This is a genomic window from Leifsonia sp. NPDC058194 (genome assembly GCF_042883605.1).
Lineage (GTDB): Bacteria > Actinomycetota > Actinomycetes > Actinomycetales > Microbacteriaceae > Leifsonia.
Window position 1 is genome coordinate 960,332 of sequence record NZ_JBHVVL010000002.1, and the last position, 16,527, is coordinate 976,858.

Annotated in this window: 23 protein-coding genes; 8 read left to right on the forward strand and 15 right to left on the reverse strand. The window is 70.9% G+C overall.

Going from position 1 to position 16,527, the window contains the following annotated elements; all coding sequences use genetic code 11:
• Positions 1–12 precede the first annotated feature (12 nt).
• The 4 genes from ACFVU2_RS11345 to ACFVU2_RS11360 all read right to left on the reverse strand — a co-directional run bounded on the left by ACFVU2_RS11345 (position 13) and on the right by ACFVU2_RS11360 (position 2,518).
• Entirely contained in the window at positions 13–564 is a 552-nt protein-coding gene (locus ACFVU2_RS11345) for a MerR family transcriptional regulator (protein WP_387874011.1), read from the reverse strand.
• 130 nt (positions 565–694) lie between these two features.
• Positions 695–1,387, reverse strand: a complete 693-nt coding sequence (locus tag ACFVU2_RS11350; RefSeq protein ID WP_387874014.1) for a MerR family transcriptional regulator — start codon at positions 1,385–1,387, stop codon at positions 695–697.
• A complete protein-coding gene (locus ACFVU2_RS11355) occupies positions 1,387–1,836 on the reverse strand; it encodes an FHA domain-containing protein (RefSeq protein WP_387874447.1) in 450 nt (149 codons plus the stop codon). Before ACFVU2_RS11355 ends, ACFVU2_RS11350 begins: the two co-directional genes overlap by 1 nt.
• 46 nt (positions 1,837–1,882) lie before the next feature.
• Complete coding sequence (locus ACFVU2_RS11360) at positions 1,883–2,518, reverse strand: CDP-alcohol phosphatidyltransferase family protein (protein WP_387874017.1); 636 nt, start codon at positions 2,516–2,518, stop codon at positions 1,883–1,885.
• Between the two features lie 44 nt (positions 2,519–2,562).
• Here ACFVU2_RS11360 and ACFVU2_RS11365 point away from each other — a divergent pair, with 44 nt between their 5' ends.
• The gene (locus tag ACFVU2_RS11365; protein WP_387874018.1) at positions 2,563–3,393 is read left to right on the forward strand and encodes a DUF1295 domain-containing protein; all 831 of its coding nucleotides are present in this window, start codon (positions 2,563–2,565) and stop codon (positions 3,391–3,393) included.
• Between the two features lies 1 nt (position 3,394).
• Here ACFVU2_RS11365 and ACFVU2_RS11370 read toward each other — a convergent pair whose 3' ends face one another.
• Entirely contained in the window at positions 3,395–3,892 is a 498-nt protein-coding gene (locus tag ACFVU2_RS11370; RefSeq protein WP_387874020.1) for a hypothetical protein, read from the reverse strand.
• A gap of 103 nt (positions 3,893–3,995) precedes the next feature.
• On the opposite strand from ACFVU2_RS11370, the gene ACFVU2_RS11375 reads away from it, so the two are divergent.
• Genes ACFVU2_RS11375 through ACFVU2_RS11385 form a run of 3 tightly spaced genes read left to right on the forward strand, consistent with a single transcriptional unit; the run spans position 3,996 to position 5,676 of the window.
• Positions 3,996–4,472, forward strand: coding sequence for a hypothetical protein (locus ACFVU2_RS11375; protein WP_387874021.1), 477 nt, complete (start codon positions 3,996–3,998; stop codon positions 4,470–4,472).
• Positions 4,473–4,483: 11 nt separating this feature from the next.
• Positions 4,484–4,855: an RNA-binding S4 domain-containing protein gene (locus ACFVU2_RS11380; protein ID WP_387874023.1), complete on the forward strand. Its 372-nt coding sequence runs from the start codon at positions 4,484–4,486 to the stop codon at positions 4,853–4,855.
• Positions 4,855–5,676, forward strand: coding sequence for a DUF72 domain-containing protein (locus ACFVU2_RS11385; protein WP_387874025.1), 822 nt, complete (start codon positions 4,855–4,857; stop codon positions 5,674–5,676). Before ACFVU2_RS11380 ends, ACFVU2_RS11385 begins: the two co-directional genes overlap by 1 nt.
• A gap of 31 nt (positions 5,677–5,707) precedes the next feature.
• Here ACFVU2_RS11385 and ACFVU2_RS11390 read toward each other — a convergent pair whose 3' ends face one another.
• Both ACFVU2_RS11390 and ACFVU2_RS11395 read right to left on the reverse strand, forming a co-directional pair.
• Positions 5,708–6,097, reverse strand: coding sequence for a VOC family protein (locus ACFVU2_RS11390; protein WP_387874027.1), 390 nt, complete (start codon positions 6,095–6,097; stop codon positions 5,708–5,710).
• A gap of 33 nt (positions 6,098–6,130) precedes the next feature.
• Positions 6,131–7,081, reverse strand: a complete 951-nt coding sequence (locus ACFVU2_RS11395) for a J domain-containing protein (RefSeq protein ID WP_387874030.1) — start codon at positions 7,079–7,081, stop codon at positions 6,131–6,133.
• 158 nt (positions 7,082–7,239) lie between these two features.
• On the opposite strand from ACFVU2_RS11395, the gene ACFVU2_RS11400 reads away from it, so the two are divergent.
• Positions 7,240–7,620, forward strand: a complete 381-nt coding sequence (locus tag ACFVU2_RS11400; RefSeq protein WP_387874031.1) for a VOC family protein — start codon at positions 7,240–7,242, stop codon at positions 7,618–7,620.
• Positions 7,621–7,623: 3 nt separating this feature from the next.
• On the opposite strand, the gene ACFVU2_RS11405 is transcribed toward ACFVU2_RS11400, so the two are convergent.
• From ACFVU2_RS11405 to ACFVU2_RS11430, 6 genes are read right to left on the reverse strand one after another with little or no spacing between them, the layout of a single operon-like run.
• Entirely contained in the window at positions 7,624–8,502 is an 879-nt protein-coding gene (locus tag ACFVU2_RS11405; RefSeq protein WP_387874034.1) for a prenyltransferase, read from the reverse strand.
• Positions 8,499–8,825: a lycopene cyclase domain-containing protein gene (locus ACFVU2_RS11410; protein ID WP_387874035.1), complete on the reverse strand. Its 327-nt coding sequence runs from the start codon at positions 8,823–8,825 to the stop codon at positions 8,499–8,501. The genes ACFVU2_RS11405 and ACFVU2_RS11410 overlap by 4 nt, the downstream gene beginning before the upstream one ends.
• Complete coding sequence (locus ACFVU2_RS11415) at positions 8,822–9,151, reverse strand: lycopene cyclase domain-containing protein (RefSeq protein WP_387874038.1); 330 nt, start codon at positions 9,149–9,151, stop codon at positions 8,822–8,824. Before ACFVU2_RS11415 ends, ACFVU2_RS11410 begins: the two co-directional genes overlap by 4 nt.
• A complete protein-coding gene (crtI, locus tag ACFVU2_RS11420; protein ID WP_387874040.1) occupies positions 9,148–10,746 on the reverse strand; it encodes a phytoene desaturase family protein in 1,599 nt (532 codons plus the stop codon). The genes ACFVU2_RS11415 and crtI overlap by 4 nt, the downstream gene beginning before the upstream one ends.
• A complete protein-coding gene (locus ACFVU2_RS11425; protein WP_387874041.1) occupies positions 10,743–11,648 on the reverse strand; it encodes a phytoene/squalene synthase family protein in 906 nt (301 codons plus the stop codon). The genes crtI and ACFVU2_RS11425 overlap by 4 nt, the downstream gene beginning before the upstream one ends.
• Positions 11,645–12,748 carry a polyprenyl synthetase family protein gene (locus tag ACFVU2_RS11430; RefSeq protein ID WP_387874043.1) on the reverse strand — a complete coding sequence of 368 codons (1,104 nt, stop codon included), beginning with the start codon at positions 12,746–12,748 and terminating at the stop codon, positions 11,645–11,647. The genes ACFVU2_RS11425 and ACFVU2_RS11430 overlap by 4 nt, the downstream gene beginning before the upstream one ends.
• A 90-nt stretch (positions 12,749–12,838) precedes the next feature.
• On the opposite strand from ACFVU2_RS11430, the gene ACFVU2_RS11435 reads away from it, so the two are divergent.
• Complete coding sequence (locus ACFVU2_RS11435; protein ID WP_387874045.1) at positions 12,839–13,402, forward strand: MarR family winged helix-turn-helix transcriptional regulator; 564 nt, start codon at positions 12,839–12,841, stop codon at positions 13,400–13,402.
• Here the strand turns inward: ACFVU2_RS11435 and ACFVU2_RS11440 are convergent.
• Entirely contained in the window at positions 13,377–14,882 is a 1,506-nt protein-coding gene (locus ACFVU2_RS11440; protein ID WP_387874047.1) for an SDR family oxidoreductase, read from the reverse strand. The genes ACFVU2_RS11435 and ACFVU2_RS11440 overlap by 26 nt on opposite strands.
• 80 nt (positions 14,883–14,962) lie before the next feature.
• On the opposite strand from ACFVU2_RS11440, the gene ACFVU2_RS11445 reads away from it, so the two are divergent.
• Together ACFVU2_RS11445 and ACFVU2_RS11450 are read left to right on the forward strand one after the other, a co-directional pair.
• Positions 14,963–15,304 carry an ATP-dependent DNA ligase gene (locus tag ACFVU2_RS11445; protein WP_387874049.1) on the forward strand — a complete coding sequence of 114 codons (342 nt, stop codon included), beginning with the start codon at positions 14,963–14,965 and terminating at the stop codon, positions 15,302–15,304.
• A gap of 80 nt (positions 15,305–15,384) precedes the next feature.
• Positions 15,385–15,552, forward strand: coding sequence for a hypothetical protein (locus tag ACFVU2_RS11450; protein ID WP_387874051.1), 168 nt, complete (start codon positions 15,385–15,387; stop codon positions 15,550–15,552).
• A gap of 30 nt (positions 15,553–15,582) precedes the next feature.
• Here ACFVU2_RS11450 and ACFVU2_RS11455 read toward each other — a convergent pair whose 3' ends face one another.
• On the reverse strand, positions 15,583–16,494 hold the full coding sequence (locus ACFVU2_RS11455) for an RNA polymerase sigma factor RpoD/SigA (protein ID WP_387874053.1): 912 nt from the start codon (positions 16,492–16,494) through the stop codon (positions 15,583–15,585).
• Positions 16,495–16,527 lie beyond the last annotated feature (33 nt).

Below are 16,527 nucleotides of genomic sequence, written 5' to 3' on the forward strand. Positions count from 1 at the left end.
GAGGCCGAGGCCTCAGGACGCCTTGGACTTCGACGCGCGGCGCTGAGCGAGCTCGTCGAGCGAGTCGGCCTGCGTGTCGAGCTCGACCAGGCTGGACTCCACTTCGCGGAGCACCTTGCCGACGGCGATGCCGAACACGCCCTGGCCGCGGCTGACGAGGTCGATGACCTCGTCGTTCGAGGTGCAAAGGTAGACGCTGGCGCCGTCGCTCATGAGCGTGGTCTGGGCGAGGTCGTTCACGCCGGACTCGCGCAGCTGGTTGACCGCCGTGCGGATCTGCTGCAGGGAGATGCCGGTGTCGAGGAGTCGCTTGACGAGCTTGAGGACGAGGATGTCGCGGAAGCCGTAGAGGCGCTGCGAGCCCGAGCCCGCGGCTCCGCGGACGGTCGGCTCGACGAGCCCTGTGCGGGCCCAGTAGTCGAGCTGGCGATAGGAGATGCCGGCAGCACGCGCCGCGACAGCGCCACGGTATCCGTTCGCGTCGTCCAGGTCGGGCAGACCGTCGGTGAACAACAGACCCAGGTCGTACCGGGCAGCGCCGTCGTCACGACTCGCTTCGCTCATGATGTTCGCCTCTCGCCCGTTCTCGGATCGTGCGCCGACGGTGGGGCGCTTCATCCACGGTACCCATGCCGGAGGCCCCGGGCAACGACATCCGGCCATTCACTGTCGGCGTGTCGAGCGGATCCGTCAGCTACGCGCGGATCCGCGCCAGCGACGAACGGATGATGCTGCCACGGACGACGTCGAGCTGACCCGCGATCTCACGGGCGAGCTCGGCCGTCCTGGCCTTGCTGGAGACGTCGTTGCGGCGGGCGATCGGGACCAGCGCGGTCTCGATCAGTCCGATCTCGCGCTCGGCCGCGGCCCGGAATCCGCGGAGATGCCGCGGCTCGATCCCGGTGCGCGCCAGCTCGACCAGGGCGCCCAGGACGGCGAGCGCATCCTCTCCGTACACGTCCGCCGGAGCGATGAGGGAGGCGCTGATCGCCTGCTGAAGCAGGTCGGGCGTGGCTCCGGACTCCCGGAGCAGGTCGTCGCGCTGGAAGCGCCGCTCGTCCACCAGCATCGACGGAGCCGGGACTCCGCCCGGGAGCGTCGGCTCGCGTCCGGCGTCGAGGTCGGCGAAGTACGCCTTGATGACCTTGAGCGGGAGGTAGTGGTCCCGCTGCATCCCGAGCACGATCCGCAGCCGCTCGACGTCGGTCGTGGAGAACTTGCGGTATCCGGATGCCGTGCGAGCCGGAGACACCAGCCCGCGCTCCTCGAGGAAGCGCAGCTTGGACGACGACAGGTCGGGGAACTCAGGCGTGAGCCGTTCCAGGACCTGACCGATGCTCAGCAGGGCGCGGGAGGCTCCGGACGCCCTCGCCGCTTGCCGGGCCACTAGCCGTTCGCCGCGGCGGCCAGGTCTTGGCGCGAAGCGTAGAAGGTGAGGCGGAACTTGCCGATCTGGACCTCGGCGGAGTCGGAGAGCAGCGCGCTCTCGATGCGGACGCCGTCGAAGTACGTGCCGTTGAGCGACCCCAGGTCGCGCACCTCGAACGCCGTGCCGCGGCGGGTGAACTCCGCGTGGCGGCGCGACACCGTGACGTCGTCGAGGAAGATCTCGGCGTTGGGGTGGCGGCCGGCCGTTGTCACGTCCGCGTCGAGCAGGAACCGCGCCCCGGCGTTCGGTCCGCGTCGCACGACCAGCAGCGCCGAGCCCGAGGGCAGCGCGCCGATCGCCTCCAGCTCCTCTGGTGAGATCTCCCCGTCGAGCGGGTACATCTTCGACACGAAGTCCTCGCCGAAGCGAGCCGTGGTGTCCTCATTCCCTGACGCGGCATCACGCAGGGGGTTGTTCTCGGCGTCGTCCGCCGGTCCGGTCAGGTAGTTCTCGTCAGGCACCGTCAACCTCCTCGTGATCCAGCGTATCCGATCGAGCGGCTCCGTCATCGGCCGGAAGTCGTATTACCCGGGCGGTTTCGCGAATGTAGACGATTCCGGCCCACCAGTAGAGGAATGCGCCCCACAGGGCGAAGGCCCAGCCCAGTGGCAGGGAGAACGGCGCGAGGGCCGAGAAGGCCTCCCCCAGCATCAGGAGCGGGAGCGCCCAGAACAGGCAGAAGGTGGCGACCTTGCCGAGGTGGTGCACCGGGAGGGGGCCGTAGCCGTGGTTCGCCAGGATGACGCCCAGCACCGCCAGCATGACGTCGCGCGCGACGATGACGGCGACCAGCCACCAGGGGATGACCTCCCGCCAGGCGAGCCCGATCAGCGCGGCGAAGATGTACAGCCGGTCGGCGGCGGGGTCGAGCAGCTGGCCGAGCCGCGAGATCTGGTTCAGGCGTCTGGCCAGATAGCCGTCGAGGAAGTCGGTGATGCTGGAGACCACCAGCACGAGGAGGGCGAGCGCGTCGAGCCCGGCGATCACGAACGCCAGGAACACCGGCACGAGGGCGAGCCGGACGAAGCTCAGGATGTTCGGGATCGTCCAGACACGGGAACTCACCTCGTGCGCGCCGACTCCATCCACGCCACCACTCTACTGACGGATGGGCCACGGCCTAGGATGACGGCGTGGAGCCCTTCATCGTCTGTCTCTGGATCCTGGCCGCCGTCTGCCTCGTGACGTGGGTGCTCTCGCTCATCACCGGCGAGCACTCGTGGGTCGACCGCATCTGGTCGCTGGTGCCGCTGGCCTACGTCTGGGTCTTCGCCGGCTTCGCCGGTCTGCAGGATCCCCGGCTGAACCTGATGGCCGCCCTCGTCACGCTGTGGGGCGCGCGTCTCACGTTCAACTTCGCCCGCAAGGGGGGCTACGCGCCGGGAGGCGAGGACTACCGCTGGGAGGTCCTGCGCGGCCGGATGGGCGTCGGGGCCTTCGCCCTGTTCAACCTGTTCTTCATCGTGATCTACCAGAACGTGCTGCTGCTGCTGATCTCGCTTCCCGCGTGGACCGCGTACGAGAACCGGTCGCCGCTCGGGCCGCTCGACATCGTGCTGGCGGTCGTCTTCCTCGCCTTCCTGGTCGGGGAGACCGTCGCCGATCAGGAGCAGTGGGACTTCCACGGCTGGAAGAAGGCGGAGACGGCCGCCGGGCGCACACCGTCGCCGCGGTTCCTGCAGACCGGGCTCTTCCGCGTCTCCCGGCACCCGAACTTCTTCTTCGAGCAGGCCCAGTGGTGGGTGTTCTTCCTTCTCGGCTGCGCCGCCGCCGGCTCGATCCTGCAGTGGACCGTGATCGGGCCGGTGCTCCTCACGGGCCTCTTCATCGGGTCCACCGTCTTCACCGAGAGCATCTCGCGGTCGCGCTACCCGGAGTACGCCGAGTACCAGCGCCGCACCTCGCCGATCGTGCCGTGGTTCCCGCGCCGTCGCAGCGACCAGGCCGCCGCAGCGACGCGCTGACTCAGGAGGCGACAGGCGCGGAGCGTCCGGGTTTCGGGAAGACCGACCGCATGTGGTCGGAGTCCAGGTAGTCGGCGACGCCGATCAGCAGCAGGCTGAACAGGATCTGCTCGCTCACCATCCACAGCGGGTACAGACCGGGGACGGCGGCGAGCACGAGCGTCACGACGGGGAAGATCTTCGAGAACAGCCGCAGGCGCGAGTAGGCCCAGTAATAGCCCTTCTGCGCCCGCCAGGCGAAGTAGAAGAGCGTGGCCGTCATCGCGAGGACGATGAGGGCGCGCATCCACACGGCGAAGGGCAGCGCCGTGCCGCCGGCCGTCAGCACGACCGCGACCACGACCGCGGCGAGACCGATCAGCAGCTCGGCGAGCAGCAGCCAGTAGATGACGACGAACGCGCGGCGGGTGCGCGGATGGTCGCGGCCCTCCGCCGAGATCGTGTATCCGGCGTGGCGCCCTCCCGCGAGGCGATCCAGCCGCGTCAGCAGATGTTCCATGCCTTCACGGTACCGTCCGCACTGGATGTCGGCGCAGGATGTCGGCGCAGGATGACGGCGGGTGATCCGGGCGCGGGCGCCCGGGAGCGCGTAGCGTGGAGGCATGTCGTGCATCCGGTTCAACACCCCTGCCCAGCGTCAGGCGATGCGTGAGCACCGCCCGGCGATGCTCACGGCGGAGGAGGCGGCGGCCCTCCACCCCTCGCCCGAGGTGACGGAGAGCAAGATCCGCCGATTGCGCCTGCTCGCCCGCGACACGAACCCCAAGATCCGCGAGGCGGTCGCGAGCAGCTACAACACGCCCGTCGACCTGTTCCAGACCTTGGCGGCCGACCCCGACGACGGCGTGCGCGGCTGCGTCGCGAAGAACGAGGCGACGCCCTGCGACATCCTGCGCGAACTCGCCGACGACCGCTCCGAGACGGTGCGCGGCTGGGTCGCCGTCAACTACTTCGTGCCGGCCGACGTGATGGAGAAGCTGGCGGACGACCGCAGCCGGACGGTCCGCAGCCTGGTGAAGTGGAAGGCGCAGCTCGCCGAGGAGGCGGCGGCCGAGACCGCCGCGCCCGTCACGGTCTGATCGGTCCGACTGTGCCCGACCCCTCCAGCGTCCGTGTCGACTCGTGGGCGTGGGCCGTGCGCCTGTTCAAGACGCGCTCGGCCGCGTCCGACGCGTGCAAGGCCGGTCATCTGAAGGTCAACGGGGAGCGCGCGAAGCCGTCCCAGCCCGTCAGGATCGGCGACGAGGTCCGCGCGTTCGTCGCCGGCGCGGAGAAGATCTACATCGCCCGGCGGCTCATCGTGAAACGCGTGGGCGCGGCCGTCGCCGCCGACTGCGTCGAGGACCGCACGCCTCCTCCGCCGCCGCCGACCGAGGCTCCGACGGACGTGACCCGCGAGCGCGGAGCCGGGCGCCCGACGAAGCGCGACCGCCGCCTCATCGAGCAGTTGCGCGGCCACTGATGCCCGGGACGGCCCGGATCGGGATCGCGGGCTGGACCTACGCACCGTGGCGGGGCGTCTTCTACCCGAAGGGCCTCCCCCACCGGGCCGAGCTCGAGTACGCCGCCGAGCGGCTCGACTCGATCGAGCTGAACGGCAGCTTCTACTCCCTCCAGCGCCCGTCGAGCTGGCGCAAGTGGGCCGCGCAGACGCCGGACGACTTCGTCTTCTCGGTCAAGGGCGGCCGTTACATCACCCACATCCTGCGGTTGCGGAACACCCGGGAGGCGCTGGCGAACTTCTTCGCGTCGGGCATGCTGTCGCTCGGCCCCCAGCTCGGCCCACTCCTCTGGCAGCTCCCCCCGAACCTCCCCTTCGACGTGGAGACGCTCGACTCCTTCCTCGGCGCTCTGCCGCGCACCGCGGTCGAGGCGGCCTCGCTCGCCTCCGAGAGCACGCTCGAGGAGGATCGGCGCGACACCGCCGCGCCCGCCGACCGCCCCCTCCGGCACGCGGTCGAGGCGCGTCACCCGTCCTTCGCGGACCCAGCGTTCCCGCGGCTCGCCCGCGAGCACGGTGTCGCGGTGGTGGTCGCCGATACGGCCGGCCGCTATCCGCTGCTGCGCGAGGTCACGACCGACTTCGTCTACGTTCGGCTGCACGGCGACGAGGAGATCTACACCAGCGGCTACACCGACCACGCGCTCGACCGATGGGCGGACGACGTGCGGACCTGGCTCGACGCCGGGCTGGATGTCTACGCGTACTTCGACAACGACGTGAAGGTGCGGGCGCCCTACGACGCGATGGGACTACGCGCGCGGCTGAGCGGGCTCGGCTGAGCGGACCCCGGTAGCGGTCGCGGCGGAGGGCTCAGTCCTGGAGGACGGACAGCACGTTGCCGGACGGGTCGCGGAACCACGCGATGTCCGGGCCGCGGTTCTGGCTGCGGCCGCGCAGGATCCCCTTCTCGTCGGTCGGCAGCTGGTCGGTGTCGTAGATCGTGGTCGTCACACCGCGCGCGTTCAGATCGTCGACCGCGGCGTCGATGTCCTCCACGACGAGGTTCAGGATGGTGAACGTCGCCGGCTCGTGGTCCGGCTTGGGGTACACGAACACGTGGGAGCCGGCCGGGAGCGCGATGTCGAGGTTGCCCATCGGTCCGTCGGTGACCGCCAGTCCGAGAGTGTCGCGGTAGAAGGTGCGGGCAGCGTCGATGTCGCCGACGCTGAACCCGCTGAAGATGTCGAGTGGAGTGACCATGCGCCCCACTCTGCCCCTCGCCGACCCACGCGTCTAGACGAAGCGGACCGACTCCTGCAGCCGGGTGCGCAGGTCGAAGGCGCGATCGACGCTCGCGCGTGCGGCCGCGTCGGCGCCGTCGCGGAGGATCTTCGGCAGCAACGAGCGGCGCACCACGAGCGAACCGGCGAGGCGGCCACGCTGGACGACGTCGAACGGCACCGCGAGCGCCTGGTCGGGGACGACGACGATGAGGGTCGTAAAACGCACACCGGCCTGGCGCCCGAAGCTCTTCGCCGAGCGGTGGAGGTCGTGGAACGGCTCCTCGTCGTGGGCGATCCCGGGCCCGACCAGCTCTCCCTTGGCGAGCCTGACCTCGTCGCCCCAATCGGCGGAGCGGAGGGCGAAGAGCCCGGCGGGCCCGAGGACGATATGGTCGATCTTCGCGTCCGTCGACGGATGCACGGCCACGTCGTTCCAGATCGTGAAGCCGATACCGAGACCCGAGACGGCCCGCGCCGTCGCCTCTTCGGCGAGGGCTTCGGCGAGCAGCCCGCGGATCTCGCGCGGAGCCGACCGCACGAGTCCGGGATCGTAGGGATCGTCGAGCTCGGTGCCGCGGCCCACCCATTCGCGCAGGAGGGTCAGGTAGCGCTCGCGGGCCCGGCCGCCGGGGTGGCCGTAGCTGCGGGCGCGCACCGTGGCGCCGCGCGCCGAGCGGGAGGAATGGAACGTCGCGCTGAATCCGCCGCCGGCTCCGTCGTAGCCGCCCGCGACCGCATCGACGACGACCGCTTCGCCGCGGTCGTAGCGGGCGCGATCGTCGGGCTCCCCTACGAGCTCCCACGCCTCCTGGACGGCCTGGAACGCGGCGGCCGTGCCTCCGGTGTCGGGATGCGTCTGCCGGGCGAGCCGGCGGTAGGCGCGCCGCAGCTCCTCCTGAGTCGCGGTGGAGCGGACGCCGAGCACCTCGTACGGGGTCGGTGCGGCGGGACTGTCGCTCATGTTCGCTGCGGAATCCTTCGGTCGGCTCAGAGGGTCGGATTCCGACGATAGCGCGCTCGACCGGGCATTTGCTCGAAGTTCGATTGCGGACGGAATCTGACCGCAAGCACTTCTAGCCTGGGGATACAACGGAAGCAACGGACAGAAAGGCACCGATCATGGCCATCAGCGACTGGCGCATCGAGCTCATCATCCTCCCCGTCACCGACGTCGACCGGGCGAAGGAGTTCTACGTGGAGAAGCTCGGCTGGAACGCCGATCACGACCAGCGCGTCTCCCCCACTCTGCGTTTCGTGCAGGTGACCCCTCCCGGCTCCGCGTGCTCGATCGCCTTCGGCGAGAGCTTGACGGAGATGGCTCCCGGCACGATGCAGGGCCTGCAGATCGTCATCCCGGATGCTGACGAGGCGCTCGCGCACCTGCAGGAGAACGGTGTGGACGCCCAGGGCGTCGCCGACCTCGCGTGGGGCCGTTTCGTCACCTTCTCCGACCCGGACGGCAACGCCTGGTCCTTGCAGCAGCTGCCGGCACGACCGTAGGCGTCACGCGAGCGCGTAGCCGATCAGCAGGAGCGTCACCGCGAATCCGCACGCGTAGTTGATCCAGAGGAAGCGCCGCCAGCCCCGGTTGGCGGCGCTCGCCTGGGCATCCGCCACCGACCAGTAGGGCGCGGCGGCGAGGATGTACGGGACGGCGAGGACGGCCGCCAGCGGTCCGGGCCACGCGGTGAAGAGCACGCACACCCCGGCGAGCGCCCAGGCCGCGATGGCGAACCGTGTGGTCCGCGCGGCGCCGAGCACGGTGGCGATCGAGGCGATGCCGCCCTCCCGGTCGGGGACGACGTCCTGCACCGCGCCGAAGGCGTGGCTCCCGACCCCCCACAGGAAGAACGCGAGCAGGACGAGCCAGAGCTGCGGAGTGAAGACGGCGCCGGCGAGCACGAGACCGTAGAGTGCCGGGCTGGTGAAGTGGAAGCTGGAGGTCGCCGAGTCGAGGAACGGGATCTCCTTGAACCGGAGGCCGCGCACCGAGTAGGCGAGCACGGCGAACACGCTCGCGGCGAGGACGAGCCACGACAGCGGCGAGCCGACGATCACCAGATACAGCAGGAACGGCGCGCTGGCCACCGCGGAGGCGATCAGCGTGCGCCGATGCATCCCGCGGTCGAGCAGAGCACCCTCCGCCCCGCCCTTGCGCGGATTGCGGAGGTCGGACTCGTAGTCGAAGACGTCGTTCACGCCGTACATCGTGAGGTTGTATGGAATCAGGAAGTACACGGTGCCGACGACCAGCGTGAGGTCGACCCGGCCGGTGACGAGCAGGTACGCCGCGGCGAACGGGAAGGCGGTGTTGATCCAGCTGACCGGGCGGGAGGCGATCAGCAGCTGCCGCCAGGGTGCGGGTGCGGTGGCCGTGGTCACGCCCCCTCCCCCGACCGGCGTCGCAGGAGCAGCCAGACGGCCGGCAGCAGGAGCAGACCGGCGAGCGGGTATGCGAAGTCCTCGATCGGCACGAGACCGAGGCGGACACCGCTCAGGTGCGCATCCCCGTACGTCATGAGGCCGATCCCGATCATCAGGTTGTCGAACACCGCCGTCAGCACGGCGAGGAGCACGCCGGCGATGGTCACGGGCAGCCACCACCGTCGTACGAGCGGACGGCGGTCGGGGGCGCGCACGAGCGCGAGGACGAGCACCAGGGCGGCGATGAGGAGGAAGACGAGGCTCAGCCAGAGGTAGGTCACGGTCGATCCGCCTTCCGCCGGTCCAAGAGGGTGCGCGCGCCGAACACCAGTACGAGCGTCAGGTAGCAGAGGAAGAGGAGGAAGAAGAGCTCTTCCAGCGGCAGCTCGGGCGCGAGCTCGATCCCGGTCATGTAGCGCGAGCCTCCTCGCGCGAAGATGCCGAGGGCGATCCCCGCGGCGTCCCAGGCGAGGAAGAGCACGAGCCCGGCCGCGAGGGTCAGGGAGGCGCGGCGGGCGTCGCGCCAGAACACGAGGCGGAACCGGCGGTCGAGCAGCACCATCGCGCCCAGCGACACCAGCAGTGCGATCAGGTAGAGCAGGTTCACGGCACCCGCTCCGGGCGCGCGGCCGAGACGAGCGGCTCCGGCAGGGGCGTGGCGGTCACGTCTCCGCGGAGGCGTTTCACGACGAGTTCGGCACTGATCAGGCACATCGGCAGCCCGATGCCCGGGATGGTCGACGAGCCCGCGTAGTAGAGGCCCTCCACACGGGCCGACGCGTTGCCGGGTCGGAAGAAGGCGCTCTGCCGGAGGGTGTGCGCGAGACCGAGGGCTCCCCCGCTCCAGGCGTTCACGTCGCGCGCGAAGTCTTCGGGCCCGACCGTGCGGCGCAGCACGATTCGGTCGGCGAGGTCGGGGATCCCCGCCCAGGCCGCGACCTGGGCGATGGCCGCGTCGGCCGTGCGCTCCACGAGGCGGTCGCCTCCGCCCTCCAGACCCCCGGAACCGATGGAGACGTCGGCCGGCACGGGGACGAGCACGAACAGGTTCTCGTGCCCCGCGGGAGCGACGCCCGGATCGGTCTCGCTCGGTTTGCAGACGTAGAGCGAGGCGGGATCGGGGATGCCCGGCTCCGATCCGTAGATGCGCTCGAAGTTGGCGGCCCAGTCGGTGGTGAAGAAGAGGGTGTGATGCGTGAGCTGCGGCAGGCTCCCCCGCACGCCGAGCATGACGAGCACCGCGCCCGGGCCCGGGTTCCGTTTCTCCCAGACGCGCTCGGGATGCGTACGCAGGTGGGGAGGGAGCAGCTGTGTCTCGGTGTGGTGGAGGTCCGCGGCCGACACGACGACATCCGCGTCGAGCTCGCGCATCGTGCCCGAGGCGCCGACGTACGAGACACCGGCGGCGCGCGCGCCCGAACGGCCCCCCGTCGTGCGGATGGCCGTCACCCGGGCACCGGTGACGATCCGCACCCCGGCGTCGGCCGCGAGGGCGGCGACGCGCTCGATCAGCGCGGTGAACCCTCCCATCGGGTAGCGGACGCCGTCGTCGAGGTCGAGATGGCTCATCAGGCTGTACATGCTCGGCGCGCGGTCGGGCGACGTGCCGAGGAAGACGGCCGGATACCCCAGGATCTGGCGGAGCCGGACGTCGCGGACGAATCCGGCCGCATAGCGGTCGAGCGGCTCGAGCAGCAGCCGCGCGAGGCGGCCCGCGCGACGCAGCACCGAGCGGCTCAGCAGCGGACGGAAGGACGCGAACGTGCCGTAGAGGAAGGTGGACACGGCCATCCGGTACGTCTCGCGGGCGCGGGCGAGGTAGCGGTCGAGCGCGGCGCCGGCCCCCTGCTCCACGCTCTCGAACAGGGCGCGGTTGGCGGCGCCGTCCGCGCGCACGTCGAGCGGCGGCGGGCCGTCCTCCGAGTACACCCGGTAGCCGGGGTCCAGGGTGACGAGGTCGAGCTGCTCCGCGGTGCTGGTGCCCATCAGGGCGAAGAAGTGGTCGAACACCTCCGGCATCAGGTACCAGGAGGGCCCGGTGTCGAAGCGGAAGCCGTCGTGCTCCCAGACGCCGGCCCGGCCGCCGACGACCCCCGCTTGCTCGAGCAGGGTGACCTCGTGCCCGTCGCGCGCCAGCAGCGCCGCCGTCGCGAGCCCGGCGATCCCGCCGCCGATCACGGCGACGCGATGCGACCCGGTCACCGCAGGGACCCCGCGCCGACCCGGACGAGGATGGCGAGCTTCGTGCGCGTCGGCACGCTGACCCGTCGCGCGAGCAGCTGTTCCGCCGGGGTGGCGCGGATGCGGTCGCTCAGCTCGGAGAACAGCGCGTGCGCCGCCGCCACCGCTCGGCGGCAGCTGTCCGGCAGCTGCGGGATGACGTCGGCGGCGGCGCCCAGGTCGCAGTCGATGTCGACCACCAGCGCGAGCTTCTGCCGCTCTGTGAGCCGGGCCGGGTCGATGCCCGGGAAGTAGCTGCGGCCGAGCTCGGTGTAGTCGACGGCGAGGTCGCGGAGGAAGTTGATCTTCTGGAACGCCGAGCCGAGCCGCCGCGCCCCGATCTCCAGGCGGCGGCGCTCGTCCTCGGCGACGGGACGGCCCTCCAGGAAGGCGGCGAGGCACATCAGCCCGATGACCTCCGCAGAACCGTAGATGTACTCGCGCAGCTCCTCCGCGGTGAAGTCGACCGGGCTGAGGTCGCGCCGCATGGACGCGAAGAACGGTCGCGTCAGCTCGACGCCGAAGCCGGCGGCACGCGCCGTCGAGGCGAACGAGTGGACGACGACGTTGGCGCTGTAGCCCGTGCGCATCGCGCGCTCGGTGTCGGCCTCGAGGGCGTCGAGGAGCTCCCGCTGGTCGGCGACGCTCAGGCCGGCCTCTGCCGCGGCCCCGTCGACGATCTCGTCGGCGACCCGCACGAGCGAGTAGACGTCCTCGACCCGCGGACGGACGTCCGCGCCCAGGAGCCGGGTCGCCATCCCGAACGAGGTGGAGTACTCCCGGATGATGGTCGAGGCTCCGGCGTGCGCCGCCCGGGTGTACAAGGCCAGATCGGTGGGATGTGCGCCGGCGGGAATGGTGCCGGCGGTGGACGCCCTGGTCATCCGAGCCTCCCGATGCAGGTCGCGGCGAGCGCCCTGAGCTCGGCGGCGAGGAGGGACGGCACGTGGGGCGAGTCGAGGGCCTCGACGGCCTGCTCGACCTGGTCGGCGACGAGGCGCTCGACGAACCGTCGGGCGCCGCACGCCTCCAGGGCCGCGGCGAGCTCCGCGGCGTCGGAGGGGCCGAGGTCCTCCCGGCCGAGCCGCGCCTCGATCTGCGGCCATTCGTCGGTGCTGCGGGCGAAGGCGATCAGCGTGGTCTTCTTGCCCTCGCGGAGGTCGCTCACGACGCTCTTGCCGGTGCGCTGCTGATCGCCGTAGACGCCGAGCAGGTCGTCGCCCAGCTGGAACGCGATGCCGACCAGGCGTCCGTACTCGGCGAGCACCGAGAGCAGCGCATCGTCCGCGCCGGCCAGCACCGCGCCGGCCAGGATGGGACCGGCGACCGAGTAGGCGGCCGTCTTGCGCTCGGTCATCCCGAGCACCTCCGGCAACGACAGCGGGGTGAGCCCGACGGCGAGACCGACGTCGGCGAGCTCACCGGCCGCGGTGACGACGACGGAGTGGTCGAGGACGTCCAGGAGGCGCTCGCGCACCGGAGCGCGCACGTCGAGCCGGCCCACCAGAGCGGTCGCGGCATGCAGCAGGAGGTCGCCGGCGAGGATGGAGGCCGACTCGCCCCAGAGCCGCGCCGGCCCGCGCGCGACGCCGTGCGCCGTCGCATCGGCGGCGAACTCCCCGGACAGATTCGGCCGGCCACGGCGCACGGTGTCGCCGTCGATGACGTCGTCGTGGAGCAGGAAGGCGGTGTGCAGCAGCTCGAAGGCGGTCGCGGTGTCGATCGCGGCCGCGTCGATGTCCCCGCCGAGGGCGGCGACGGTGGAGAGCACGAAGCGCGGGCGCATGCGCTTGCCGCCGTCGGACGCCGCACGGGCGCTCGTCCAGAGCCGCTGGTAGTCGTCGCCGTAGCCGGCCGACGCTCCGATCCGTTCGGCGAAGAAGGCGGCGATCCGGCCGTCCACGGCGGCCAGGCCGCCTTCGACGTCGGCGGGTGCGGTGCGACCGGCCTCGGGTCGGTCGATGCGGGAATCGAAGCGGGTCATCCGGACCTCCTCGTGTGCGAACGACCAAAATGTCTAGCCAAGATAGAAAATAACTTAGCACGCATCTTACGCGTCCCATAGGATGTCCGCATGAGCTCGAGGGCCGATGCACGCCGCATCTCCGGGTCGATGGTCGACCCGCGCATCATCGACCCCCGGCAGGAGCTCGTCCGGCACGACGACCTCTCAGAGACCGAGCTGACCGAGGTCGTCGGGGTGCTGAACGCCATCCGCGACTGGCGCGAGGCCGAGCAGCGGCTGAGCTTCGAGTCCCGCAGCAAGATGCACCTCAACGAGACCGACATGAAGGCGCTGCGGTACATCATCGCGTCGATGAACGCCGAGGTCGCCGTGACCGCCGGAGCGCTCGCCGAGCACCTCCACATCTCCACGGCCTCGACCACCAAGCTGCTCGACCGGCTGGAAGCCTCGGGACACGTCGTGCGTCGCCCCCACCCCACCGACCGCCGTGCGGTGACGGTGCAGATCACTCCCGAGACGCACCGCGAAGTGCGGCGGACGATGGGCATGCAGCACGCACGCCGATTCGAGGTCGTGCGGGCCCTCACGTCCGCAGAACGTGCCGTGGTCACGCGATTCCTGACGGACCTCAGCGAGACCACGCTCGTCATCGCCCCGCCGGCGGAGGACTGACCACCGATCGCAGCCGGTCCGGCTCGGTGACGATGCGGTTCGCCATGCCGTTGAAGATCACTCCGTGGAACGGCAGGATCGAGTACCAGTAGAGGCGGCCGGCGAGTCCCCGCGGGAAGAAGACCGCGCGCTGGCGGTAGCGGGATCCGCCGCCCGGGTCGGGGGTGACCTCCAGCTCCAGCCACGCCCGGCCGGGCACGCGCATCTCGGCGCGCAGCCGGAGGTCTCCACCGTCGTCGCTGCGGGCGATCCGCTCGACCCGCCACCAGTCGAGCACGTCTCCGGTCGAGAGCCGGTCCGCATCCCGGCGCCCGCGGCGCAGGCCGACCCCGCCGACCAGCTTGTCCGCCCAGCCGCGCAGCGCCCAGGCGAGCGGGAAGGAGTACCAGCCCCGTTCGCCCCCGATCCCCTCGACCACCCGCCACAGGTCGCCCGGCGTCGCGTCGGACGTCCGCTCCCGCACGTCGGTGTACACCGTGTGCCCGGCCCACTCGGGGTCGCTCGGCAGCGGATCGCTGGGAGCACCGGCGACCGACGAGTTGCGCCAGCTGGTCTCGACGTCCCCGTCCCGCACCCGCGCGAGTGCCAGCCGGACGGCGGTGCGGTACCCGGTGAGGCCGCCCTCCGGCGGCGAGATGACGCCGTCGATGTCGTGCTCGTGCGTCACGCAGTCGTACTGCAACGACTCGATGATCGGCACGGCCAGGCTGCGCGGGATGGGGGTCACGAGGTTCACCCACTGCGACGCGAGCCAGGGGGTGAACACCGGCAGCGCGGCGATGGGCCGCTGCGGCAGCCCGGCCTCCACCGCGAACCCGTTCATCATCTGGCCGTAGCGCAGGATGTCGGGGCCGCCCACGTCGAACGCCCGCGACACCGCGGGCGGCAGCTCGGCAGCCTCCACGAGGTAGTGCAGCACGTCGCGGATCGCGATCGGCTGGATGCGGTTGCGCACCCAGCGCGGCGCGGGCATGTACGGCAGCACCTCGGTGAGGTGCCGGATCATCTCGAACGACGCCGAGCCCGAGCCGATCACGACGCCCGCCTGGAGCACGATGGTCGGCACGCCCGAATCGAGGAGGATCCGCCCGACGGCGACCCGCGACCGGAGGTGGCGCGACAGGGGCCCGTCGGGGTGGAGGGCGCCCAGGTAGAGGATCCGGCCGACCCCGGCATCCCGGGCCGCGTCGGCGACCACTCGGGCGGCGGCGGACTCCTCCTCTTCGAAGTCGCCGCGGGCGCGCATCGAGTGCACGAGGTAGTAGACGACGTCGATGCCCTGCATGGCGCGCGCCACCGACTCCGCGTCGCCGAGATCGCCCTGGACGACATCGACCTCGGCGGCCCAGGGCACGTCTGCCAGCTTCTGCGGCGAGCGCGCCAGCAGGCGCACCGAGTGGCCGCGGGCGAGGAGGCGCGGCACGAGCCTCCCGCCGACGTACCCTGTCGCTCCGGTCACGAGTACGCGCTGGGGGGTCATGCGCCGACCATACGCCGCACCCGGCGAGCCGCAACCGCGCGCGGCACCGTCATGCGGTCCGCGTCCTGTACCGTTCTCGCATGGGCAAGCTCGTATACGCGGGGACGACGGAGATCGGCTTCGAGGACCGCGTCCTCGCGCACCTGCAAATCGTGATCGGACTGAAGCTGCGGCGCAAGGAGGGATTCATCTTCTCGTGGCGCGACGAGCAAGGGGTGGGTGACGGTCGCAGCGCGATCTGGGTCGACCCTGCCATCCCGCTCCTCTTCCGCTACAGCGGTGGGCGACAGCCGAAGATCAACAAGTCGTGGCTGGAGCAGCTGACGATCTCGTCGAACAGCGCGGCCGGCCTGCAGCTGACCGAGGAGATCGGCGCGCTCGGCGCGGACGAGGTCAACGCGGACTCGCCTCCCGGCCGCTGACGCTCACGAGGCCTTGATCGACCCGGTCGTCGCGCCTACCGTGAGGTCGGTCGCACCCGACTCGGGAAGGGAGGCGACACATGACAGCAGAGGAACCCCCTGCGGACCGCGATCCGGAGCCGGACACGTCGCCGTCCGACGACTCCGCCGACGATTCCGCCGACGACTCGACGGACGCGGACGAGCAGCCTGGTGACATCCCGTTCGAGCAGGCGGCCGCAGAACACGAGAACCCCGCGCTCGAGTGAGCACGGGGTTCACGAGCGCGTCGCGCGCGGTCAGCGCAGGTATTCGAGCAGCTCCGGGCAGCGCAGGCGCTTGAGGCTGCGCGTCTCGAGCTGGCGCACGCGCTCGCGCGTGATGCCGTAGACCTCGCCGACCTCGTCGAGGGTCATCGGCTTGTGGCCGTCGAGGCCGAAGCGCATCCGGACGACTTTGGCGTCACGCGGCGGCAGGTCGCGCAGACGGTCTTCGAGGTCGCGGTGGCGGAACACGACCTCGACGGCCTCGGGCGGACCCGGGAAGTCGTCGTCCTCGATCAGGTCGCCCAGCTCGGCGCCCTCGTTCTCGCCGACGGGGACGGCGAGCGAGACGGTCTCCGAGTCGCTCATCTGCAGCTTGTGGACCTCGGCCTCGGTCAGGTTCGCCGCCTCCGCCATCTCCTCCAGCGTGGGCGTGCGGCCCAGCTCACCGCCGAGGTCGCGGCGGATGCGGTCGAGCTTGTCGATCTTCTCTACCGTGTGGACGGGGATGCGGATCATCCGGGCCGTGTCGGCGATCCCGCGCAGGATGGACTGGCGGATCCACCAGGTGGCGTAGGTCGAGAACTTGTTGCCGGTGCGGTAGTCGAACTTCTCGACGGCGCGGACGAGCCCGAGGTTGCCCTCCTGGATCAGGTCCATGACCGGCAGACCGCGACCCGAGTACCGCTTCGCGATGCTGACCACCAGTCGGAGGTTCGCCTCGATGAAGCGCTCGAACGCGCGCTTGCCGTCGTCGGAGAGGTACTGCAGTTCGCGCTTCTCGCGGGCGGTGAGGCCCGGTCGCTTGCTGAGGCGCTCTCCGGCGAGAACCCCCACCTCGATGCGCTTGGCGAGCGCCACCTCTTCGTCGGCGGTCAGCAGGCGCGTCCGTCCGATCGAGTTCAGGTAGTCGCGTACCGGGTCGCTGGTCACTTCGAGCACAGTCATCGTGTCATCCCATTCAGCTCGTACTGTCGTGCG

Coding starts and splice junctions, on each gene's coding strand:
- ACFVU2_RS11345 (WP_387874011.1), bottom strand. CDS start 564: ATGAGCGAAGCGAGTCGTGACGACGGCGCTGCCCGGTACGACCTGGGT.
- ACFVU2_RS11370 (WP_387874020.1), bottom strand. CDS start 3,892: ATGGAACATCTGCTGACGCGGCTGGATCGCCTCGCGGGAGGGCGCCAC.
- ACFVU2_RS11375 (WP_387874021.1), top strand. CDS start 3,996: ATGTCGTGCATCCGGTTCAACACCCCTGCCCAGCGTCAGGCGATGCGT.
- ACFVU2_RS11385 (WP_387874025.1), top strand. CDS start 4,855: ATGCCCGGGACGGCCCGGATCGGGATCGCGGGCTGGACCTACGCACCG.
- ACFVU2_RS11390 (WP_387874027.1), bottom strand. CDS start 6,097: ATGGTCACTCCACTCGACATCTTCAGCGGGTTCAGCGTCGGCGACATC.
- ACFVU2_RS11395 (WP_387874030.1), bottom strand. CDS start 7,081: ATGAGCGACAGTCCCGCCGCACCGACCCCGTACGAGGTGCTCGGCGTC.
- ACFVU2_RS11400 (WP_387874031.1), top strand. CDS start 7,240: ATGGCCATCAGCGACTGGCGCATCGAGCTCATCATCCTCCCCGTCACC.
- ACFVU2_RS11425 (WP_387874041.1), bottom strand. CDS start 11,648: ATGACCAGGGCGTCCACCGCCGGCACCATTCCCGCCGGCGCACATCCC.
- ACFVU2_RS11430 (WP_387874043.1), bottom strand. CDS start 12,748: ATGACCCGCTTCGATTCCCGCATCGACCGACCCGAGGCCGGTCGCACC.
- ACFVU2_RS11435 (WP_387874045.1), top strand. CDS start 12,839: ATGAGCTCGAGGGCCGATGCACGCCGCATCTCCGGGTCGATGGTCGAC.
- ACFVU2_RS11440 (WP_387874047.1), bottom strand. CDS start 14,882: ATGACCCCCCAGCGCGTACTCGTGACCGGAGCGACAGGGTACGTCGGC.
- ACFVU2_RS11445 (WP_387874049.1), top strand. CDS start 14,963: ATGGGCAAGCTCGTATACGCGGGGACGACGGAGATCGGCTTCGAGGAC.
- ACFVU2_RS11450 (WP_387874051.1), top strand. CDS start 15,385: ATGACAGCAGAGGAACCCCCTGCGGACCGCGATCCGGAGCCGGACACG.
- ACFVU2_RS11455 (WP_387874053.1), bottom strand. CDS start 16,494: ATGACTGTGCTCGAAGTGACCAGCGACCCGGTACGCGACTACCTGAAC.